The organism is Kiloniella majae, from assembly GCF_002118315.1.
Classification (GTDB): Bacteria; Pseudomonadota; Alphaproteobacteria; order Kiloniellales; family Kiloniellaceae; genus Kiloniella; species Kiloniella majae.
The window spans coordinates 1,117,129-1,136,453 of sequence record NZ_MTSZ01000001.1; the positions used below are offsets into that span (position 1 = coordinate 1,117,129).

The 19,325-nt window shown below is 45.6% G+C and carries 21 protein-coding genes; 14 read left to right on the plus strand and 7 right to left on the minus strand.

The genetic code is table 11. The features are described from left to right. Positions 1 to 5: 5 nt before the first annotated feature. A complete protein-coding gene (locus tag BKB51_RS05235; RefSeq protein WP_125911793.1) occupies positions 6 to 1,538 on the minus strand; it encodes a helix-turn-helix domain-containing protein in 1,533 nt (510 codons plus the stop codon). A 403-nt stretch (positions 1,539 to 1,941) separates the two neighbouring features. Then, positions 1,942 to 2,589, minus strand: a complete 648-nt coding sequence (locus BKB51_RS05240; protein ID WP_125911794.1) for a LysE family translocator — start codon at positions 2,587 to 2,589, stop codon at positions 1,942 to 1,944. A 72-nt stretch (positions 2,590 to 2,661) separates the two neighbouring features. On the opposite strand from BKB51_RS05240, the gene BKB51_RS05245 reads away from it, so the two are divergent. From BKB51_RS05245 to BKB51_RS05275, 7 genes are all read left to right on the plus strand, one after another. Next, on the plus strand, positions 2,662 to 4,086 hold the full coding sequence (locus tag BKB51_RS05245) for an aminotransferase-like domain-containing protein (protein WP_085900006.1): 1,425 nt from the start codon (positions 2,662 to 2,664) through the stop codon (positions 4,084 to 4,086). Between the two features lie 281 nt (positions 4,087 to 4,367). Continuing rightward, positions 4,368 to 4,847, plus strand: coding sequence for a bacterioferritin (gene bfr / locus BKB51_RS05250; protein WP_085900007.1), 480 nt, complete (start codon positions 4,368 to 4,370; stop codon positions 4,845 to 4,847). 360 nt (positions 4,848 to 5,207) lie between these two features. After that, positions 5,208 to 6,494, plus strand: coding sequence for an imelysin family protein (locus BKB51_RS05255; protein WP_198946636.1), 1,287 nt, complete (start codon positions 5,208 to 5,210; stop codon positions 6,492 to 6,494). Positions 6,495 to 6,634: 140 nt separating this feature from the next. Continuing rightward, positions 6,635 to 8,164 (plus strand): di-heme oxidoreductase family protein, encoded by a 1,530-nt coding sequence (locus tag BKB51_RS05260; RefSeq protein WP_085900232.1) that lies wholly within the window; start codon positions 6,635 to 6,637, stop codon positions 8,162 to 8,164. Continuing rightward, positions 8,164 to 9,315: an imelysin family protein gene (locus BKB51_RS05265; protein ID WP_085900009.1), complete on the plus strand. Its 1,152-nt coding sequence runs from the start codon at positions 8,164 to 8,166 to the stop codon at positions 9,313 to 9,315. The genes BKB51_RS05260 and BKB51_RS05265 overlap by 1 nt, the downstream gene beginning before the upstream one ends. Before the next feature lie 3 nt (positions 9,316 to 9,318). Beyond that, entirely contained in the window at positions 9,319 to 10,431 is a 1,113-nt protein-coding gene (locus BKB51_RS05270) for a DUF1513 domain-containing protein (protein WP_085900010.1), read from the plus strand. Positions 10,432 to 10,536: 105 nt separating this feature from the next. Beyond that, positions 10,537 to 11,208, plus strand: coding sequence for a Fe2+-dependent dioxygenase (locus tag BKB51_RS05275; protein ID WP_085900011.1), 672 nt, complete (start codon positions 10,537 to 10,539; stop codon positions 11,206 to 11,208). Between the two features lie 80 nt (positions 11,209 to 11,288). Here BKB51_RS05275 and BKB51_RS05280 read toward each other — a convergent pair whose 3' ends face one another. From BKB51_RS05280 to BKB51_RS05290, 3 genes are all read right to left on the minus strand, one after another. Further along, complete coding sequence (locus BKB51_RS05280; protein ID WP_085900012.1) at positions 11,289 to 11,528, minus strand: HP1242/YdcH family protein; 240 nt, start codon at positions 11,526 to 11,528, stop codon at positions 11,289 to 11,291. Positions 11,529 to 11,669: 141 nt separating this feature from the next. Continuing rightward, a complete protein-coding gene (locus BKB51_RS05285; RefSeq protein WP_085900013.1) occupies positions 11,670 to 12,140 on the minus strand; it encodes a PAS domain-containing protein in 471 nt (156 codons plus the stop codon). 86 nt (positions 12,141 to 12,226) lie between these two features. Then, positions 12,227 to 12,691 (minus strand): DUF2269 family protein, encoded by a 465-nt coding sequence (locus tag BKB51_RS05290; protein WP_085900014.1) that lies wholly within the window; start codon positions 12,689 to 12,691, stop codon positions 12,227 to 12,229. Between the two features lie 154 nt (positions 12,692 to 12,845). Here BKB51_RS05290 and BKB51_RS05295 point away from each other — a divergent pair, with 154 nt between their 5' ends. Genes BKB51_RS05295 through BKB51_RS05305 form a run of 3 tightly spaced genes read left to right on the plus strand, consistent with a single transcriptional unit; the run spans position 12,846 to position 15,036 of the window. Continuing rightward, the gene (locus BKB51_RS05295; protein WP_085900015.1) at positions 12,846 to 13,472 is read left to right on the plus strand and encodes a DUF4166 domain-containing protein; all 627 of its coding nucleotides are present in this window, start codon (positions 12,846 to 12,848) and stop codon (positions 13,470 to 13,472) included. Continuing rightward, positions 13,460 to 14,578: a saccharopine dehydrogenase family protein gene (locus BKB51_RS05300; protein WP_085900016.1), complete on the plus strand. Its 1,119-nt coding sequence runs from the start codon at positions 13,460 to 13,462 to the stop codon at positions 14,576 to 14,578. Before BKB51_RS05295 ends, BKB51_RS05300 begins: the two co-directional genes overlap by 13 nt. Before the next feature lie 5 nt (positions 14,579 to 14,583). Next, entirely contained in the window at positions 14,584 to 15,036 is a 453-nt protein-coding gene (locus BKB51_RS05305) for a GNAT family N-acetyltransferase (protein ID WP_085900017.1), read from the plus strand. A gap of 23 nt (positions 15,037 to 15,059) precedes the next feature. Here BKB51_RS05305 and BKB51_RS05310 read toward each other — a convergent pair whose 3' ends face one another. Continuing rightward, a complete protein-coding gene (locus BKB51_RS05310) occupies positions 15,060 to 15,806 on the minus strand; it encodes a helix-turn-helix domain-containing protein (RefSeq protein ID WP_085900018.1) in 747 nt (248 codons plus the stop codon). Positions 15,807 to 15,914: 108 nt separating this feature from the next. Between BKB51_RS05310 and BKB51_RS05315 the strand changes: the two genes are divergently transcribed. After that, entirely contained in the window at positions 15,915 to 16,319 is a 405-nt protein-coding gene (locus tag BKB51_RS05315) for a hypothetical protein (protein WP_085900019.1), read from the plus strand. Between the two features lie 33 nt (positions 16,320 to 16,352). Here the strand turns inward: BKB51_RS05315 and BKB51_RS05320 are convergent, their stop codons facing one another. Further along, the gene (locus tag BKB51_RS05320; protein WP_085900020.1) at positions 16,353 to 17,264 is read right to left on the minus strand and encodes a LysR family transcriptional regulator; all 912 of its coding nucleotides are present in this window, start codon (positions 17,262 to 17,264) and stop codon (positions 16,353 to 16,355) included. 114 nt (positions 17,265 to 17,378) lie between these two features. On the opposite strand from BKB51_RS05320, the gene BKB51_RS05325 reads away from it, so the two are divergent. The 3 genes from BKB51_RS05325 to BKB51_RS05335 are packed head-to-tail and all read left to right on the plus strand — an operon-like array spanning position 17,379 to position 19,266. Further along, positions 17,379 to 17,777: a VOC family protein gene (locus tag BKB51_RS05325; RefSeq protein WP_085900021.1), complete on the plus strand. Its 399-nt coding sequence runs from the start codon at positions 17,379 to 17,381 to the stop codon at positions 17,775 to 17,777. Between the two features lie 17 nt (positions 17,778 to 17,794). Next, positions 17,795 to 18,898, plus strand: coding sequence for an alkene reductase (locus BKB51_RS05330; RefSeq protein WP_198946637.1), 1,104 nt, complete (start codon positions 17,795 to 17,797; stop codon positions 18,896 to 18,898). Next, positions 18,895 to 19,266: a cupin domain-containing protein gene (locus BKB51_RS05335; protein ID WP_088245192.1), complete on the plus strand. Its 372-nt coding sequence runs from the start codon at positions 18,895 to 18,897 to the stop codon at positions 19,264 to 19,266. Before BKB51_RS05330 ends, BKB51_RS05335 begins: the two co-directional genes overlap by 4 nt. Positions 19,267 to 19,325: the final 59 nt, after the last annotated feature.

Genomic DNA, 19,325 nt, shown 5'->3' on the forward strand with positions numbered 1-19,325 from the left:
GGGCATTAATTTCCAATTAAAACACTATCTGGATGCGCAAAATCAACGCCATCGGCATAAACCACATGTCTAGCAAACGATGCCTCACACCCTAAGCTCACCGCAAAGGTATTCCCCGCCTGTCCCACCATCACACCAGGTTTGGTTACAGTCTTTGATATCGAAAAATAAACACTTTGATCCTCTGCACGGAGAGAATGAAGGTTAATACGCCCAGGCTTTAAAAACGCATCCTGTACACCCCAATCGGGCGAGAGAACGCCATATCTTGGTATTCGTAAACCAGATGCACTGAAACGCTTCGAGATCTGTCCTGCGAGATCAACTCGGATAAAATGGAACGGCACCCCTTCTTCCTCGGGCTTTTGCAAGGTTGTCAATCGATGGCACACCTGTTCAAAACCAGCCCGAAAACGTCGACGTAACAGATCAATGTCGTGCCGTAACTCAAAAGCCGCACTCCGAAACGCACTGTAGGGCATCATAACCGCACCGGCGAAATAACTTCCCAATGCCTTCAAACACAGATTTTTCGCTTCTTTACTACTCAAAGGAACATTAGAAAGAACATTTTCCAGTACATCAGCATAGGCAACTTCTGCGATAATTCTGGCCATTCTAAAATTTAAAGAACTTGTCGCCAAAGTTTCCATCAACCTCAATGTGCCACCGTCCTCTCCCTTTAACTCCCACATCCCTCGCAGGAGCGTTCCTTGCGACGATACAGGAACAATCTCAACCTCAATACCCAACTGTTCATCCAAGTAATTCGCCAAAGCATCAAACAATCCGTAGGGCTTGGGCTCATTTAAGCGGCTTCGGAGTTCTTCGGCAGCTTGTTCCAAAACAGGAAAATAGTGATCGTTGGCCGAAAGCATATCAACCACTTCATCCGTTGGCGTTTCGCTCAGCAAAGCAGCCTGTTTTGATTCACCATTAATAAAATCAAACAGCTCTCCAACCATAGTGGTTAGCTTTTGGCTCTCATCGACAAGGACATTAGTAAATCTTTCCCGCTGATGCTCTGAAAGGTCATCATTGTCCTGTAAGATTTCGGCAAAAGACCTAATCGATGTTAGCTGAGTCAAAAGCTGATGACTGGTTTCTGTAAAATAAGGATCAGCAGAAATAGATTCCCGCGCTTTAAGCGTATCTTCTCGTGCATTACGGAAAGCCCTGTACAGCTTCAACAAAGCACGACTGATCTCTGGATGCATGGCAACGAAATCACCAAGCACGGTGGTATCAGGCCTTGACTTTTCAAACAGGGGATCAGAAAAAAGCTCATTCATAGCAGAAAGAAGCCGCGCTTCTTCTCCCCCCGTAAGCTCACCTTCTTTCACATTGAAAGCTTCTTCCAGCTTCTTTTGTAACTTTCTTGATAAGGGCCGTTGATTATGCTCAACCAAGTTCAAATAGGCAGCAGAAATGTCAATTTTCTTTGCCATGGCAATTTGTGTAAGCCCTATCTGGCTTCTAAGATGGCGAATTTTTCGCCCCGCAAATATTTGTCGCGCCATGACATTTACAGCTTTCACAAAATTCAGAGAAATACCCTAAATAATTTTACAAAATTTGCAAAATTACACAACGCTTTATTGTCATCACACTCTATGAATTCTATTTTTGAGTCATACGAACAAGTCAGTCCCTGTGCTTGATATTGTTAGTTGTGGCTTTTGTGCATGAGCCATCGTACACCTGTCCTGCGGCACTCTTATTTTCTTACCGGAAGAAGAGCGCATTCAGATTAAGACAGGAAATTGATCTCTAAAGTAAGTTCTGGCGTTTTGTGTTTTCGCATAGAACAGCAAATGCTTTAGGGATATAGGCAAGCTGGTTATCGCCAACTTTATAATCAGCGAAGCTCTATCGACCTTACTGAGCGAGAGAGGCAACGCCCCTCTCGTTTTTTTCAAAACCCGATATTAAATCCCGATATTAAATAAAGATTTGTCCCGCAGCCATATAGGCCACAATCGCAACCGTCGACACAGCCAAGACACTATTTACAATCAACCTTTTTTGCGGACTCTGAATTGCCGATATTATTCTTGCACCTCCCCATGACCACATACAATTCGTAGGGAAACCACCAATAATAAACACCCCACACATTACTACCCATTGTTCAAGCACTGGGCTCTCCGGATTAGTAAATTGCGCAAATACCGTCGTTGCCATCAACCATGCTTTCGGGTTCATCGGATGCACAATTAACCCGTTTAAATACCCCACAGTATCAGCACTTTGATCCCCAGATAATTTACCGAGGTCTGATCTGGCGATTTTCCATGCGAGATACAAAAGATAACAACTACTAATCACGGTTATTACCGGCGCGAGTGCTGGTATACCTTTTAAAAGGCTTGTAATACCAAAGGCCGCAACAGCCAAGACAAGAAAGAAACCGCTTTGGACACCGAAGGTAAAAGGCAAAGCACCACGAAAGCCCAACTTTGCCCCTGTCGCCATCAAAATCATATTTGCAGGCCCCGGCGTTCCGGACATAACCGCAGCAAAAATTAACGCAGGAATAATATTCTCTATCGGCATGGCATCGTGCCCTTTCCTCTCATTATCAGACAAAACATCTGATCACCTGTCACGCCTTGCATATTCATATTGAAATGTTCATTGAACAATTGTTATATTGTTACTATGACAATTTTATCCCTCATCTCAAAAAACCAAACGGACGACGGTCAGAAATACGCCCATCTGGAACAGCTGTTTAAAACGGCTATCCGCGATGGTATTTTGAAACCGGGAGAGAAATTACCGCCTTTGCGAACAGCCGCGTGGGAAGCCAAGTGCAGTCTCGGTACAATGTCACGTGTTTACAGTTCGTTAGAACGTAAAGGTTTGGTTAGTGCCAAAGTAGGTCGTGGCACCTTCGTTGAAGAAGCTGCAAACATTGGCGCCGATGTCATTCTGCCCAATCCACAGCATTCCCGAAGAGAACACCCTCTAAAAAACGACTACACTGTTGATTTGGGAATGAACGCCATAGCCAATGATTGGGGAGAAGAAATAATTCGCTGGGCGCTGCAACGTACTTCAACCAAAGCATCCAGCTTCAATCTGATGACTTATCGTGATGGTTTTGGCGACGCGCAACAGAAGCTTGCATTACGCGCTTTTTTACCCGAACCATTACGTGGAATAAGTGATGACAGAATACTCATCAACCATGGTGCTCAGAATGGTGTTTACACGGCGCTTGGACGATTATCTTCACCAGGCGACACAATATGTCAGGAACCCCTAAGCTACCCCGGTGTCTCAGCGGCTATATCTCAACTGGGATTATCCAGTTTAACAGTGGAGACCGATGATCAAGGCATTTGTCCAATCTCATTTGAGCAACACTGTAAAAAAGGCCGTGTTCGTATTCTTGTAACAACAGCCACAGGTCACAATCCCACCTGCATCACAACACCACTCTCCCGCAGGAAAGAAATTGGGGCAATAGCCCGAAAATATGATGTTCTTATTATTGAGGATGATATCTATGGCTTCCTCTATCCGGACGCCCCACCTCCCTATGCTGAACTTTTCCCAGAACAGGCAATCTATCTCAGCGGTCTGGCCAAAAGAATCACTCCATCTCTGCGCATAGGTTTTGCTGTTGCACCGCCCCATCTCACGATGCTGATGGCCCAAGGAATCACCGCCCAAACCTGGATGGTTTCACCAATACTCATCAACGCAGCCATAGAAATTGCCAGTCGCACAGATGATCTTACCGACTTCACCCGCCAGACGACTGCCACGGCGAAAGAACGCCATAACCTGACAAGCCGCATTCTCTCACCTTACATCGACAGTTACGCATCCTGCCAATCCCACGCATGGGTCCGACTACCAGAAACAATCTCAATATCACAACTTGTCCGCCGGGCCTCCAAAGTCGGAGTCCATATTCTAGACGGTAGTCGTTTCGCCAACAATACAACTTCGGGCAGACACAACGTCAGGCTCTCAATCATGGCCCCAGAAACAATACAAGAACTGGAAATAGGCTTAATAAAGCTGAGTACCGCTCTCTCTAACCCAAATGAAAGATCTTGCGACTTCTTTTAAACTAAAGATATATTGCTAAAATAATGAAATATTACTCGCACAACAATTGTCGTAACATCATTTAAACACCAACATTTCAGTAATCACACAAAACTATACTTTTACAGCGCCATACTACCAGTGATCAGAAATTAATAATCATTATCAATAACTTTATTTTTTCATAAACTACTTGAAAATCTGATCAAACGATTTACATTATTGGAAAGATTCTAAAGTAGATCACAAGCCGTAGTAAGATAATAAATTTCAAATAAATATAAATTCAAAGCGAGGATATCATGAAAGGCGACAAAAAAGTTATTGAGCACTTGAACACTGCGTTAACGCACGAACTAACAGCGATTAACCAGTATTACCTGCACTACAAGCTTCTTCAGGACTGGGGTGTTGAAGGCCTTGCCAAGCATGAATACAAAGAATCCATCGAAGAAATGCAGCACGCTGACAAGCTTATGGATCGCATTTTGCTTCTTGATGGCTTCCCAAATCTTCAAAACCTGAACAAGCTTAAAATCGGGGAAGATGTAGAAGAAATTCTAAAATGCGACCTCGCCGGTGAACTAGAAGCCGTTGAAGTTTACAAAGCAGGCATCGCCTATTGTGAGTCAGTACAAGACTATGGCAGCCGCGAACTTCTTCGTGAAATTCTCGTCGACGAAGAAGAACATGTGGATCACCTGGAATCACAGTTTGAGTTGATCAAACGTATTGGTATTCAGAACTACGTCCAATCTCAGAGTAAAGTCGAAGGCGATTAAATCTCCTTAAATCTTCGGACTCGCAGAGCACGATCAGAAAAAGCCAGTGATTTTCACTGGCTTTTTTATATGCAAATCAAATTATCGCATAAAAATTTACCTCATTCTCTTTCCTGTAAAGCTTTTAAACACCAAGGATTCACTCCACTAATCTGACTTATTTAGTACAGTATTTTCCACAAGAAAGAGTAATTACGAAATTGCAACTCATTCTCAAATATGCTAGTCGTTGCGAATAATACTCATCTGCTTTTGTGTTCTTCAGAAGCAACACGTTATGTCGCCTGGCTATTAAAGTCCGAAACTAGCCAAAACTAAATTGGCCAGATTTAAATTGGTCGAAACAAAATTGGAATGAAAATGAGTCACGCTCTCAAAAAAGCTGCGCGTGTAGCGAGCACTGTTACAGTTCTTACTGTTCTCGGTGCAGGTACTGCATTTGCAGACACTGTTGACGCAAAAAGCGTCTTGAACAACTACGCCAACATTGCTCAGGCAGGCTTTGAAGATTCTCTAACATCAGCAAAAGCTTTGGACAGTGCAATTGATAAGCTCATTGCCACGCCAACTTCAGCCTCTCTGAACGCTGCGCGTGCTGCCTGGGTAACTGCACGTGCTCCTTATCAGCAAACAGAAGTTTACCGTTTCGGTAATGCCATCGTTGACGATTGGGAAGGTCGCGTTAACGCCTGGCCTCTTGATGAAGGTCTCATCGACTATGTTGATACTTCCTATGGCGACGAATCAGACGAAAACGCACTTTACACAGTCAACGTAGTTGCTAACTCAAAACTATCCGTAAACGGTAAAGCTGTTGATGCTTCTGAAATTACGCCAGCTTTGATTTCTGAAACGCTGCACGAAGCAGAAGAAGTCGAATCAAACGTTGCAACAGGTTATCATGCAATAGAATTCCTTCTTTGGGGGCAGGATCTAAACGGTAATGGCGCAGGCGCAGGCAACCGCCCGGCAACTGACTTTGACGTTAAGAACTGCACAGGCGGCAATTGTGATCGCCGAGCTCAATACCTCAAATCCGCCTCAACTCTTCTGATCGCTGATCTCGAAGAAATGAAGGCAAACTGGGATGAAAAAGGCGAAGCAAGAGCCACTCTTCTAAAAGACACTTCTGCTGGCCTGGCTACGATCCTAACTGGTATGGGCTCCCTTTCATACGGTGAACTTGCTGGTGAGCGCATGAAACTGGGTCTTCTATTGAACGATCCGGAAGAAGAGCATGATTGTTTCTCTGACAACACTCATAACTCTCACTACTTTGACCAGATCGGTATTCGTAATGTGTACACTGGTCACTACCGTCGCCTGGATGGCTCGGTTGTCAGCGGTCCTTCCATTTCTGATCTTGTAAGCGCAAAAGATGCTGCAATTGACAGCGAACTTACAACAAAGCTTGATGCAACTGTAACATCCATGGCTGTCATGAAAGCCCGTGCAGAAAGCATCGAAGCCTACGACCAGATGATCGGTGAAGGCAATGTTGTCGGCAATGCTGTTGTGCAAAAAGCAATCGACGGTTTGATTGACCAGACCCGTTCAATCGAACGCGCAGTTGTTGCTCTTGGCCTGTCAGCTATTGAAGTTGAAGGTTCAGATAGCCTCGACAACCCGAATGCAGTTTTTAACTAAGACCTGAATATGGGTAGGCAACAGAGGCACTGCGACCTCGTGTCTATCTATTCAGAATATATAGTTATGTTAGTTTGTGGGCAGCTCTGATTTAGGGGCTGCCCATTTCACATTCTCAAAATTTGATAAACAATAATAAAATGCCAACGTCATCAGGAAAACACCTGCCCTTCTTTTGCGCCCTTCTTATTGGAATGAGCTTTACCTCAAGTGTAAATGCCACCTCTTCTGTCCGAAGCGATCTTTCTTCAAAAGATTTGGAACGGGTACAAGCCATTACCCGGCCCACAAGTGACTTTTCCAAAGCAGAAACCTACGAAAACAAATCTGCTGGTGCCCCGACATCAAAAAAAACAGTCTCGTCAAAATCCTTTTCACATTCCTCAGCCAATTTATCATTCGAGGGCGAGCGCGATTTCAAGTTGGGCAACAGTCTCTTTAAAAAAATCTGGGTCTCATCTCCTTCCTCCACCAAAGCATCTGATGGACTAGGCCCCCTTTTTAACGCCAGATCCTGCCAACGATGTCATTTACAAGATGGCCGCGGACACCCTCCCGAAAGCAATGATGATCTGGCCACGTCAATGTTCTTGCGTCTATCCGTTCCGGCACGAACAGAAGCAGAAAAGCAAGCACTTCGCAGTGGTGAACGACTGCGCATTCCTGAACCAACCTATGGCGGACAGTTACAAGACCAGGCAGTGACGGGTCTGCCAGCCGAGGGAAAAATGCGTATTTCCTATGAAGAGGAAGTTATACTCTTAAACGGCGGCGAAAGCGTATCATTACGCAAACCAAGCTATAGCGTTGATGAACTTTCCTATGGCGATATGGATCCCGATGTCATGCTTTCGCCTCGGGTCGCACCGCCAATGATTGGCCTGGGTCTTTTGGAAGAAATCCATGAGCAGGACCTTCTCGGGCTGGCAGATCCAGAAGATAAGAATAATGATGGAATTTCCGGGAAAGCCAGCTTGGTTTTAAATCCAGAAACCGAGCAAAAGGAAATTGGGCGTTTTGGCTGGAAAGCTTCCAACAGAACCGTTCATACGCAATCTGCAAATGCTTTTGCAGGGGACATTGGGTTATCAACCCCGGATATCCCAGCCCACTGGGGGGATTGCACAGCGAACCAGCCAAGATGTCTTTCACAACCGCACGGATCACAGAAAAATCTGGGCGAAGGAGAAGCCCCAAAAAAAGTCTTGGACCTTGTCGTTTTTTATTCAAAAAACCTTGCGGTCCCGGCACGCCGTAACGTTAACGACCCAAATGTTCTTAAGGGGAAAGAGCTCTTTTACAAAAGTAGATGTACTTCCTGTCACCAGCCAAAGTTTGTGACCCGTAGAGATGCCAAACAAAAAGAACTCGCTTTCCAACTTATCTGGCCTTATAGCGACCTGCTCCTCCATGACATGGGCGAAGGTTTGTCGGACGGCCGTCCTGTTGGCAATGCCACAGGAAGGGAATGGCGAACACCGCCGCTATGGGGGATAGGGCTTACGGAAAAAGTGAGCGGCCACACCTATTTTCTTCATGATGGGCGGGCACGAAATCTGTTAGAAGCAATTATCTGGCATGGTGGCGAGGCACAAGCGGCTCGCGACAAGGTTGTCACGATGTCACCCAAAGAACGAAATGACCTGATCAGCTTCCTGGAATCCCTTTAATGATGACGAACACTCACCAAAAGCCCGCGACATCCCTAAAGCGTTGTTTCATGAACGTTGTTTGCGCCATCCTCACCGGAGGTGCCATCACCGGGATAACAGTTACAGGTATCTCAGCCACTGCTTGGGGACAATCCGCTGAAACAACCTACAGACCAGTCATCAAACAGGTTATCGAGAAGGCGATCCTGCCGGGTTATGAGAACCTGGTCGAGGTTGCTGCTCAACAGGGAAACGACATAGAAAAATTATGTCTATCCCCGAATGAAGCCAACCTGAAATATGCCCGAGATAGCTTTCGCTCTCTTGTTTCTGCGTGGTCCCGTGTTGAGATGTACCGTATTGGCCCTGCGATTAAAGGCAATCGACAGGAAAAACTGTTTTTTTGGCCGGATCGTAAATCAATCGGGCTACGACAGGTACGAAAGTTGATCAATACCCAAGACAAAACAGCTCTCACAACAGAAACATTGCAAAAGAAGAGTGTCGCGGTTCAGGGTATTTTGGCTCTTGAGTATGTCCTTTTTGGAAAAAACTCAGACGCTCTCTCTACCACCACCCCGAAATCCTATCGATGTGAGTATGGAGCAACCATTGCCCAGACAATAGGAGCAACAGCAAAATCGATTGTTAACGACTGGTCATCACCATCGGGCTATGCAACCCAGATGCTTAATCCAAGTTCGACAAGTCCCATCTACCGATCTGATGCAGAAGTCATGCAGGATCTGCTTCGTATCAGTAGTGAAATGATACAGAGTACCCGGGATCTCAAGATAAAAAATACAATCAAAGACAGTCCGGCAAAATCGAAACCAAAGCGGGCACCTTTCTGGCGTTCTAATTTGACGCTTCACGCGTACCAAAATAATCTGAAAGCTGTTGAGGCTCTCTTCACAGTTGGCGGCCTTGGTAAACTGACACCCCGCTATACAAAGTCACTTTCCTTTGAACTTGAACAAACCAATAAATTTTTAGCGAAGTTGGAAAAAGAGAACTCCCCCTGGGAGGAGCAGGTAAAACAGAAAGAAGCTCATGAACTCCTAACCTTTACTCTTATCCCCCTGGAAGGTGCACAATACATTGTTAGCGAACTAATTCCTCAAGAACTTGGCCTCAGCCTTGGCTTTAACTCTTTAGATGGCGATTAATAAATGGCGCTATCTCGAAGAACTTTCTTAAGTCGAATTGCTGCCAGTGGCGTCCTGGCAACCGGGCAATTACCTCTGGCCTCTTTTGCACCGGGTTTTGCTCAGGCGCAAACAAGCTCCCCCCATCAAGCGGCTTACGTTTCCACACTCAGACAGTCAGACGGTCAGTATGCCGCCGCTGTTATTGATCACGCAGGAAACTTGATCTTCCAAGAACACCTTGATGATAGAGGACACGCAACGGCGATCACACCTAACAAGAAATTCGCTGTCGTCTTTGCCCGACGCCCAGGACGTTTCGCATTGGTGCTGGATCTCGTAAACAACCAGCGTCATCAGGCATTTTCTCCTTCAGCAGGGCATCATTTTTATGGTCATGGATTTTTCTCTCCTGACGGAAAAATACTCTATGCGACCGAAAATGACTATGAGAATGAACGCGGCATTATCGGCATATACGACACAGAAAATAACTTTGCGCGGATCGGTCAACACGACAGCTACGGCATAGGTCCACACGAAGCAATCCTGCTTTCCGACGGCATTACCATTGCCATCTCGAATGGCGGCATTGTTACCCATCCGGACTACCCCAGACAAAAATTGAATCTTCCCTCTATGGAGCCGCAAATAAGCTACATAGATCGGCGCGATGGAAAACTTATATCACAAAGCAAGTTGCCTTCAGAATACACTCAACTCTCTTTACGACACATAAGCGCAGCAAAAGATCACATTTGGATTGGCGGTCAATTCGAAGGCGATCCAGGCAACAGCATCAGTCTTGTCGCCACACATTGCATCGGTGAAGAAATAAAGCCCGTGTCCAAAGGACAAACCTATCTCGGCATGAAGCAATATATTGGATCTGTCAGCACAAATGCTAACGATACCCTAGTTGCCACAAGCGCCCCCAAAGGCAACAAAATCGCGATATGGAATAGTGACACCCGTGAGCTCGTGAAAATCATAACCCATCAGGATGCTGGCGGCGTCGCGCCAAATGGAAAAGATTTTACAATCTCAGACGGGCAGGGAAATTTGTGGCAAAATAACAAAGCCATTTATCACAACCCGGAAATTGCATGGGATAATCATCTTAGTTCAGTATCCTAATCCACCATACCAACATCAGCTATAATGTAACTCTTATCGCTTGTTAACTTTCATAATGTTATTCTTCGTTTAATCCTGCTCTTCTCATCAGCAAGAATGATAGAAATGTTAATAACCATTCCAGATCTTTTAGATCAATCCAAGCTCATTGAAATCAATGAACTTCTTGATCAAGGACAATTCAAGGACGGAAAGCTTACAGCAGGATGGCATGCAAAGCTTGTTAAGAACAACACCCAACTTTCGGGCCGAGATAAGGCCGCAAAACAGGCAACAGCCCTTTTAACAAATGCGCTACAGCGTAACCCAGCTTTTGCACACGCCACACTCCTTCGACAGATGCGTTCTCTTCTTTTCAGTCGCTACGAACCAGGTATGGAGTATGGTAACCATGTGGATGATGCCATTATGGGTTCGGACAGAAGCTTTCGTACCGATATATCTTTTACTGTTTTTCTAAGCGATCCGAAAAGTTACGAAGGCGGAGAACTGATAATGGACAGTTCTGTTGGCGAGCAGAAATTCAAGTTACCCGCGGGCTCGGCAGTTGTATATCCTTCCACTACATTGCATAGAGTTGCCCCTGTCACCAAAGGTGTCAGGCAGGTTGCCGTCAGCTGGATACAGAGTCTTGTCAGGTCGGCAGAACAACGCGAAATAATTTATGATGTTGATAATACCCGACGCGCCCTTTTTGAACGCGAAGGGAAAAGTAGAGAATTTGATCTTCTGACCAAAACCCACGCCAACCTATTACGGCTTTGGTCTGAACCGTGACAAAGCGAAACAAATAGTTCAAAAAAAAGGCTGCCCGAAACAGGCAGCCAAAGTTTGTCTTGGGGAATTTAACAAGTAAATTAAACAGCTAATAGCGAGTAGAGCGTATCTTTTAGCGCTAAACGTTCCTTTTTGATCTCATGGATATGATCATCACTTAACGTCTCAACCTCACTTTCGTGCCGATGAATTATCCTGTTAATTCGATGATAATCCTCAGCGAGTTTCGCAAAATGTGCATCAGACTGCTTCTTGGTGTGAATGCGGTCTTTAAACTCAGGAAATTCCTCTACGAGTTCATGTGGTGTGTGCTGTGACATTTCCACTCCGTTATTACTGCCATCTACAGGTATGATAATAGAAGTGGAGAGCAGTTCTGACTTTGACGTAGGTCAAATCAAAGCCTCTTTTCACATATTCAGGCGATTTACTTCATTGAGGGTACTGCATAAGGAATTCAATCAGAAATCGTCGTCATCCGGCTCTCTAAGAGCAATGCCCCCCAGCAACATATCCACCTCGTTACCGTCACAAGACAGAGGCAAAACAAGACTTTCGACATCTTTGATACCCGGAAGCTCTCCGATATAAGGTAGAATAGTCCGTATCGGCTTTTTCTCCTGCGCAACTCTTTCATATAGAGCAAACATCAGACTAGGAGGGTTCTGAGTGGGAATTTCGCTTAAACGCAAGCCTGTGTAACACTTCGTTGCGATTTCATCTATCAAGGTTCCGATAAGGCGATACTCAAAATCAAGCGGATTTCGATGAACATCAATAAGCTCACAATAGGGAAGCAACGCTGGTATAGCCTGAGGATCAATATCTGCACGAGCGGGCAATTCTTTTACCCGAGGCAATGCTTCCCAATAATCAAGTAATTCAACAAGATGGGATGCCTCAACATATAGCTTTTCACTCAATTCTGACATGGATTGCACTTATCTTTTCTCCGCTTATCCAGCGAGCTTTCCTCTTATCTTGGCCCCTTGTCTTGATAAGTATAGCACATATTTCCCTACCCCGGCTTGAAAACCATAAGATAGAAAACAATTACAATCATTGGAAAGGCCAAAGATCCTAACAAAATCCACCACCGATCTAACACCCAATAGACTCGCGGCACATCGCTATTGTTATCCAGTGATGTCTTGATCAAATCCCGCATCCGGATTTGAAGCCACACAACCGGTAGCCAACAAACACCTGCACCGAAATAAAGAACAATATCCCATAAAACCCAAGCGTCATCTATATCATAGCCAGTGACATAAAGTAATCCGATACCTGATAGGAACTGCACAATTACGGCCGGTGTTGTAAAAAGCCAATCAGCAATGACCACATGGCGCACGGCAAAATACATTTCCGGTAAATCTCGGTTACGATTGGCTATAAACATATAAAATGCACTGCCAATCCCAGTGCCAAACAGGATTGTTGAGCTCAGAATATGTATCCATTTCAGGAGAGTATAATCCATAAACTTTCCACTCTTACCCCACTTTCATAAGCAACATTAACATTGATAAGTATTTAAAAGATTAGTTTGCTTTCAACTTGTCCCGCAAACAAAATCCAGCCTAAAGTAATTTAACGTCCAATTCCCTTTCCACCCCCATAGTTCGGAGCAACACGTGTCTGCAGGAGACCCTATATTTAAATCTGTCTTCGGAAAGGATTGGGACAAGCTTCCGCCTGTGATGAAAAAACACTACGCCGTGCGTTCGAACAGTCGTGATCGAGTTGTCGTCAAAGGAAAACTGGACATTAAAATATCGCCTATGGTTAGCCTGATGGCACGGATCAGCGGTATGCTTCTCGCTTACTCAGGCAAAAATATCCCCGTTACTGTTGTCTTTAGAAGTGATCATCAAGCCAATTCTTCGACATCAAATACGCCCTTCTATTTTGACCGCACCTTTCACTTTCCTGACCGTGGTGACATCACTTTTTGTTCTAGGATGGAGCAGATTGACAGTAATGTATTAGTTGAATTTATGCGCTTTGGCATTGGCTGGAAACTCGCGTACGAATGGGATGGAAAAAAGATTATCCTGCGTCACAAAGGTTATGTCTGGCGGTTATTTGGGAAACTACTTCCCCTACCCTTCTCCTGGATAATGGGCAAAGGCCATGCTGAAGAAACCCCGCTTTCTGATGACACCTTTTCCATGTGGACCCACGCCAAACACTCCCTCTTCGGCCCAACCTTTGGGTATGCAGGTGATTTTAAAGTCACGGAAGTCAAATGCCCCAAGTAGAAGTCTCTCCAAAAACACAGCGAACAGTTCTTATCCTCGGGGGCTATGGTAACTTTGGTAAACGTATTGCCTCTGCCCTAACCCACGACAACATCCCGGTTATCATCTCGGGTAGAAATACAGAAAAAGCCAATTGCTTTGCGAGCCTGCTTCCCAGCAAATTGGTGCAAACAGCCTGCTTTGACGTAAATAAGGATCTTGCCGCTGAGCTAAAACGCCTTAACCCGGCTGTTGTAATCAATACCTGTGGCCCCTTCCAAAACAGTAACTACGATGTTGCAGAAATTTGTATAGAGGCTGCTGTTCCCTACATCGATCTTGCCGATGGTCGAGATTTTGTTGTTGGCATAAAAACGTTAGATGACAAAGCCAGATCCGCTGAAGTTCCTGTTATCTCAGGAGCCTCAACCGTTCCCGGATTGTCATCTGCTGTGCTGGATAAATATAAAGACCTCTTTTCTGAAATTGATCAGATGATCTATGGTATTTCCCCCGGGCAGGGTGCCGAACGCGGTCTGGCCACAACTCAAGGCATTATGAGCTATCTGGGCAAAAAGCTCTCTCCTGCGCAAGGGACATCAACTCCCCGCTACGGTTGGCAGGATATTTATCGTCAAGATTTTCCCATACTCGGTAAACGCTGGATGGCGAATTGCGATATTCCTGATCTCGATCTTTTGCCATCACATTACAACATCAAGTCTGTGCAATTTTCAGCAGGTATGGAACTGAGCTTGCTCCACCTCGGCCTTTGGGGCCTATCGTGGCTTATCCGTTGGGGCCTGCCTCTAGAACTTGAAAAACATGCCGCCTCGTTGCTCAAGCTCAGTAACTGGTTCAACATTTTTGGTACTAGCAACGGCGGTATGCATATCATCCTCAGGGGGAGAGATCACAACGGTCAGTCATTGACAAAAAAATGGTTTATTATTGGACTGGACGGTGATGGCCCACAGATCCCGACAATTCCAGCCATCATCCTTGCGAAAAAGATTATTCGTGGCAAGGATGTACCCTCAGGAGCAATACCTTGTGTTGGCTTGATTAACCTCGATGACTATCTAAAAGAACTTGCGCCCTTTCATATCCGTACCTTTGAAGATTAAGTCTGATGAAACTTGTACCTGCCTGCCTCAAAGACCTCCCCCTTCTGCCTACCATTGCTTTGAAATCAAAAAGCCATTGGGATTATCCTCAGAATTTTTTGGATAAATGTAAGGTCTTCTTTGAAGAAGAGTTCACAGAAGAATACCTGAAAGAATCCCACACTTTCATCATTAAACAAGATGAGGAAATCATTGGCATGGGCAGCCTGTTATGGAAAGAAGTCCCGATGATCGATAATTTTTGGCTACTGCCTGAGAATATCGGAAAAGGCTATGGCAAGCAGGCTTTTGACCTTCTCGTCCAGGAAGCAAAAAACCTTGGCTGGCCGAACCTTACAGCAATTGCTGATATCTATGCCGAAGGCTTTTACAAAGCTATGGGCGCCAAACGCGTAGGCGAGGTTCCCTCTGAAGTACAGGACAAAATGCTCCCCAAAATGTTTATTGATCTCATTTAGCTGTGCCTTGCTTCAACGTGAACTCAAGTAGATATACTCTCCCGATAAAGACGGTTATAGTCGTTAGGTGTCATCCCACAGTTTTCTTTAAAATCGCGGATAAAGTGTGACTGATCACTGTATCCCAGATCATAAGCAATCGCACGCCAATCAGGATCCTGTTCTTTTGAAAGCATAACAGCTTCCAATGATCGATATCGGCATATGATCCATTTTAGACTTAACCCGATGTGTTTTTGAAACAATCGCTGTATCTGACGGGGTTCAACATCGAATTCATCTAAAACTTCCGTAACGGAGTTAAGCCGGTTCACACCCGAGAGTCTGCCCAAAACTTGATTTACCAACCGCATTTCTCTGGTAACTGACAGTGAAAGTTCAAAGAGATAATCATTAATTGCAACAACTATACTCTCAAAATCGCTGTCAAAGTTCACTGCTGGAAAATGTCTTAAGGATATGTCGTCCCCACCTGATAAGAACATATACTGACTGGCTGGACGCAGCTTAATGCCAAAAACAGCTCCCTGTCCCGCTAGCTTGTATTCGAAAATCGTTCTTCTGATTTCTGATAATTTCCAGATACCACTGTCTTGTTCGATATAAATATCGGCTTTCGGTTCTGTTAGAATTTTCTGAACCTTATACTTGGCGTCGGGAACATCCCAGGTCACTTTCCAGAAATATTCAAATAGAGAAGACAGTTCATTCGGAACATCAAGTTTTTCAATTTTTTGATGTTCCAGGTTGTGAATAACTACATTGGCCATAAGTTAATTTCTGTCGTTTGCATTCTATACTTCACAATCCCTTTTTGCTCATTATTTCACCCAAAGAGAAAATGTATTTCCAAACACTGAGCATCAAAAGGTACTTACATGACAAAGACTACGAAACTATCTGGCACGCTTAAAGTTCTTAAGTGGGATGAGCAGGATATTGAAAACAATATGTCCCCTGTTCGCGTACAATATGAATTTCAAAGCACTGAAGAAGATGCAAGGCAAAGTTTCATCGGTGACGCGTGTTATAGCTTCTTTTACAAAGTCCGCTCTCCGGAAAATCCTTTGGCGTCCCATACCCTGTATAATGGTTTTCTATCACTAAGCGTTGAACTTGACGGGTGCGCCTCTCTCCTCACATTTAAGGACATAGGTGAGTTTAAAGACGGAACCGCCATCTCGAATTTAACCTCGATTGAAAACAACCAATATAAAGCCCATGGCAGTTACACAGCCTCCCCTTCACAAAGTGAATTCACCCTTGTAGTTGAGCCCATATAGTTGAGAAGACATAATTTTATAAACACTATGTAGCTACTCTTCCTTTGGTAATGTCACCTGATTATGCCCAAACCAATGCGCGAGATGATCAATCAAAAGGCGAACACGGCGGGGCTGGATTGCGCCGTCGGGGTAAACAATCTGAAGCCCTGCCGGAACTGCTGCAAATTCTTCCAAAACAGGTACCAAAGCACCTGTTTTGAGATCATCTTGAATATCCCAGATAGATTTCAACGCAAGGCCGTATCCGGCACGACACCAGATCCTGACCAGATGCCCGTCATTCACCGTACGGTTGCCACGGACAAAATACTTCTTTTCCCGCCCCTCCACGGCAAAACGCCATGCGTGATCTACCTGATTACCAAACCTCATTAAAATACAGTTGTGATGTATCAGATCTCCCGGATGGCCCGGAGTGCCATTTTTCTTGAGATAATCAGGCGACGCACAGACCACACGCCTGTTATCCCCCAGCTTTTTTATGCGCAAAGAGCTATCGGCCAGAACCCCGAGACGCAAAGCAAAATCAAGCCCTTGTCCAACCAGATCAACATATCCATCTGTCAGGGTCAGATTGATACTTATTTCAGGATGCCGTTCCATAAAGCTGTCCAGCAAAGGGACAATCCGATTGTACCCCAGATCAATCGGGGCACTGATATGAATGGTTCCCGAAATCTTTTCCACACCAAGCTTGATGCGGGATTGCACCTCGTCAGCTTCAGCCAGAATACGCCGGGCACCAGACACAAGTTCACGCCCTTCATCCGTCAGACTGATCGAGCGGGTCGTCCGGGTCAAAAGGCTTGCTCCATAATAAGCTTCCAGCGCAGCAAGACGCTCAGAAACACTTGCCGGTGACAGGCCAAGTTCTCGCCCGGCAGCCGCCATTCCGCCCTTTTCCACAATACGCAAAAACAGCGTCAGATTATCCAGATCCATAATATCCGGGCCTTATCAATTATTCGGATTTTCCAAAATATCATTTCGAATTTTGCCCAATTATCAGACGCCATAGCAAGTGCTATCTGATAATCACGAAAGGAGAAGCCCCTTATGCAACTTGATCATGTAACCATACGCACCCGGAATCTTGCGGTCACACGTGACTTCTTTCTCAGTATTTTTGATTTGGAAGAACGCGAGCGTCCCCAGACCATTAAACGCATTCCCGGTCACTGGCTCTATTCAGATGATCGCCCAATCGTGCATCTGATCGGATCACATGGTCACGGTATCGACTGCGCCGCAGAAGCCTTTGATCACGTCGCCTTTCGATTACACGGTTACCAGAAATTCAAGGAAAAGCTCCATACATTAGGTATCCGCTACACCTGTATGGATCTTCCTGAAATAGAAGAACGGCGGCTTTTCTTTCGCACGCCCTGTGGCCCTCTTCTGGAAGCAGTATTCGCCGCTTCTGCTCACGACTGTACTGACGCCAAATTCAAATGACATTAAGGATATCCCCTATGACCAGCTCTCTCTTCCAACCTCTCTCACTTGGCCCGACAGATCTACCGAACCGAATTGCCATGTCGCCGATGACCCGCGCCCGGACAACACAGCCCGGCAACATTCCAAATTTACACATGGCAGAATATTATGCCCAAAGAGTCTCTGCAGGACTGATTATCAGTGAAGCAACCCAGATCTCTCAGCAGGGTCAGGGATACTCCTTCACCCCCGGTATTTTCTCAGATGACCATATAGATGGCTGGAAACTTGTGACCAATGCCGTTCATAAAAAAGACGGACGTATCTTCCTGCAGCTATGGCACGTCGGGCGTATGAGCCACGAAAGCTTTCATGCCGATGGCAAACCCGTCGCCCCTTCGGCCTTGTCTCCTGATGCTCAGGTATGGGTTGTTGACCCGGCCACTGGCGAGGGAAACATGGTTGATTGCCCCATCCCCCGTGCATTGGAAAAGCATGAGATCACAGCCATCATCAACGACTTCCGACAAGCCGCAGCCAATGCAATTACCGCAGGTTTCGACGGCGTCGAAATTCACGGTGCCAACGGATATTTGATTGACCAGTTTCTGCGCCGCTCGTCAAATCAGCGAACAGATGAATACGGTGGATCACAGGAAAATCGCATTCGCTTTCTCGTCGAAGTCGCCGAAGCTATCGCCGATGAAATAGGTGCTGATCGTACAGGCATCCGATTGTCCCCCTATATCACCCAGCGAAATATGGCTGATGAGGAAATTATTGATGTCATTCTCAAATCTGCGAAAGAACTCAATCGTATCGGCCTAACCTATATCCATCTGTCCGAAGCAGATTGGGATGATGCCCCGCAGGTGCCAGACCAGTTTCGCCACGACTTGCGCGCACTCTATTCCGGTAAAATTATCGTCGCAGGAAAATACACCAAAGAACGCGGCGAACAGATTATTTCGGATGGTCTGGCAGATATCATCGCCTATGGACGCCCTTTTATTGCCAATCCGGATTTACCTCATCGTTTTGCCAACAACTTGCCGCTCGCGGATTTTGACGGCGGCACACTCTTTGGCGGCACAGAAAAAGGATATAGCGATTACCCGGCTTGGAAAGAGGCATCATGAGTCTATCCACAGAAGAAATTCTGGCAGGTTGGCAGAATGATAACATCGGTACCGAACGTGTTCTCGCCACGGGTGATATGAGCATTTGGCATCTACGATTAGATCCCGGAGCAACCATAAAACCCCATCGTCACGACCATCCTTATTTTTGGACGGTCCTGACACATGGCACAGGACTATCACGGTTTGATGACGGTCGGGAAGTTGCCATTAGCTATCAAGCCGGAGATACCCAGCATTTCCCTGATCTCACCCCAGAAACCGGATTTGTGCACGATCTGACGAATAGCGGCGACACGCCACTGGTTTTTGTCACGGTTGAGTTTAATTCCACCGTTGATCCCAGCCTTTACCAAAAGCCAACTTGAATCTCAAGAAAGTCGGACCCCTCAGTACGATCAAGAACACCTGACATGAAAAGGAAACG

Coding starts and splice junctions, on each gene's coding strand:
- BKB51_RS05280 (WP_085900012.1), bottom strand. CDS start 11,528: ATGTCACAGCACACACCACATGAACTCGTAGAGGAATTTCCTGAGTTT.
- BKB51_RS05245 (WP_085900006.1), top strand. CDS start 2,662: ATGACAATTTTATCCCTCATCTCAAAAAACCAAACGGACGACGGTCAG.
- bfr (WP_085900007.1), top strand. CDS start 4,368: ATGAAAGGCGACAAAAAAGTTATTGAGCACTTGAACACTGCGTTAACG.
- BKB51_RS05310 (WP_085900018.1), bottom strand. CDS start 15,806: ATGGCCAATGTAGTTATTCACAACCTGGAACATCAAAAAATTGAAAAA.
- BKB51_RS05285 (WP_085900013.1), bottom strand. CDS start 12,140: ATGTCAGAATTGAGTGAAAAGCTATATGTTGAGGCATCCCATCTTGTT.
- BKB51_RS05270 (WP_085900010.1), top strand. CDS start 9,319: ATGGCGCTATCTCGAAGAACTTTCTTAAGTCGAATTGCTGCCAGTGGC.
- BKB51_RS05290 (WP_085900014.1), bottom strand. CDS start 12,691: ATGGATTATACTCTCCTGAAATGGATACATATTCTGAGCTCAACAATC.
- BKB51_RS05335 (WP_088245192.1), top strand. CDS start 18,895: ATGAGTCTATCCACAGAAGAAATTCTGGCAGGTTGGCAGAATGATAAC.
- BKB51_RS05265 (WP_085900009.1), top strand. CDS start 8,164: ATGATGACGAACACTCACCAAAAGCCCGCGACATCCCTAAAGCGTTGT.
- BKB51_RS05315 (WP_085900019.1), top strand. CDS start 15,915: ATGACAAAGACTACGAAACTATCTGGCACGCTTAAAGTTCTTAAGTGG.
- BKB51_RS05300 (WP_085900016.1), top strand. CDS start 13,460: ATGCCCCAAGTAGAAGTCTCTCCAAAAACACAGCGAACAGTTCTTATC.
- BKB51_RS05320 (WP_085900020.1), bottom strand. CDS start 17,264: ATGGATCTGGATAATCTGACGCTGTTTTTGCGTATTGTGGAAAAGGGC.
- BKB51_RS05305 (WP_085900017.1), top strand. CDS start 14,584: ATGAAACTTGTACCTGCCTGCCTCAAAGACCTCCCCCTTCTGCCTACC.
- BKB51_RS05325 (WP_085900021.1), top strand. CDS start 17,379: ATGCAACTTGATCATGTAACCATACGCACCCGGAATCTTGCGGTCACA.
- BKB51_RS05330 (WP_198946637.1), top strand. CDS start 17,795: ATGACCAGCTCTCTCTTCCAACCTCTCTCACTTGGCCCGACAGATCTA.
- BKB51_RS05255 (WP_198946636.1), top strand. CDS start 5,208: ATGAGTCACGCTCTCAAAAAAGCTGCGCGTGTAGCGAGCACTGTTACA.
- BKB51_RS05275 (WP_085900011.1), top strand. CDS start 10,537: ATGTTAATAACCATTCCAGATCTTTTAGATCAATCCAAGCTCATTGAA.
- BKB51_RS05260 (WP_085900232.1), top strand. CDS start 6,635: ATGCCAACGTCATCAGGAAAACACCTGCCCTTCTTTTGCGCCCTTCTT.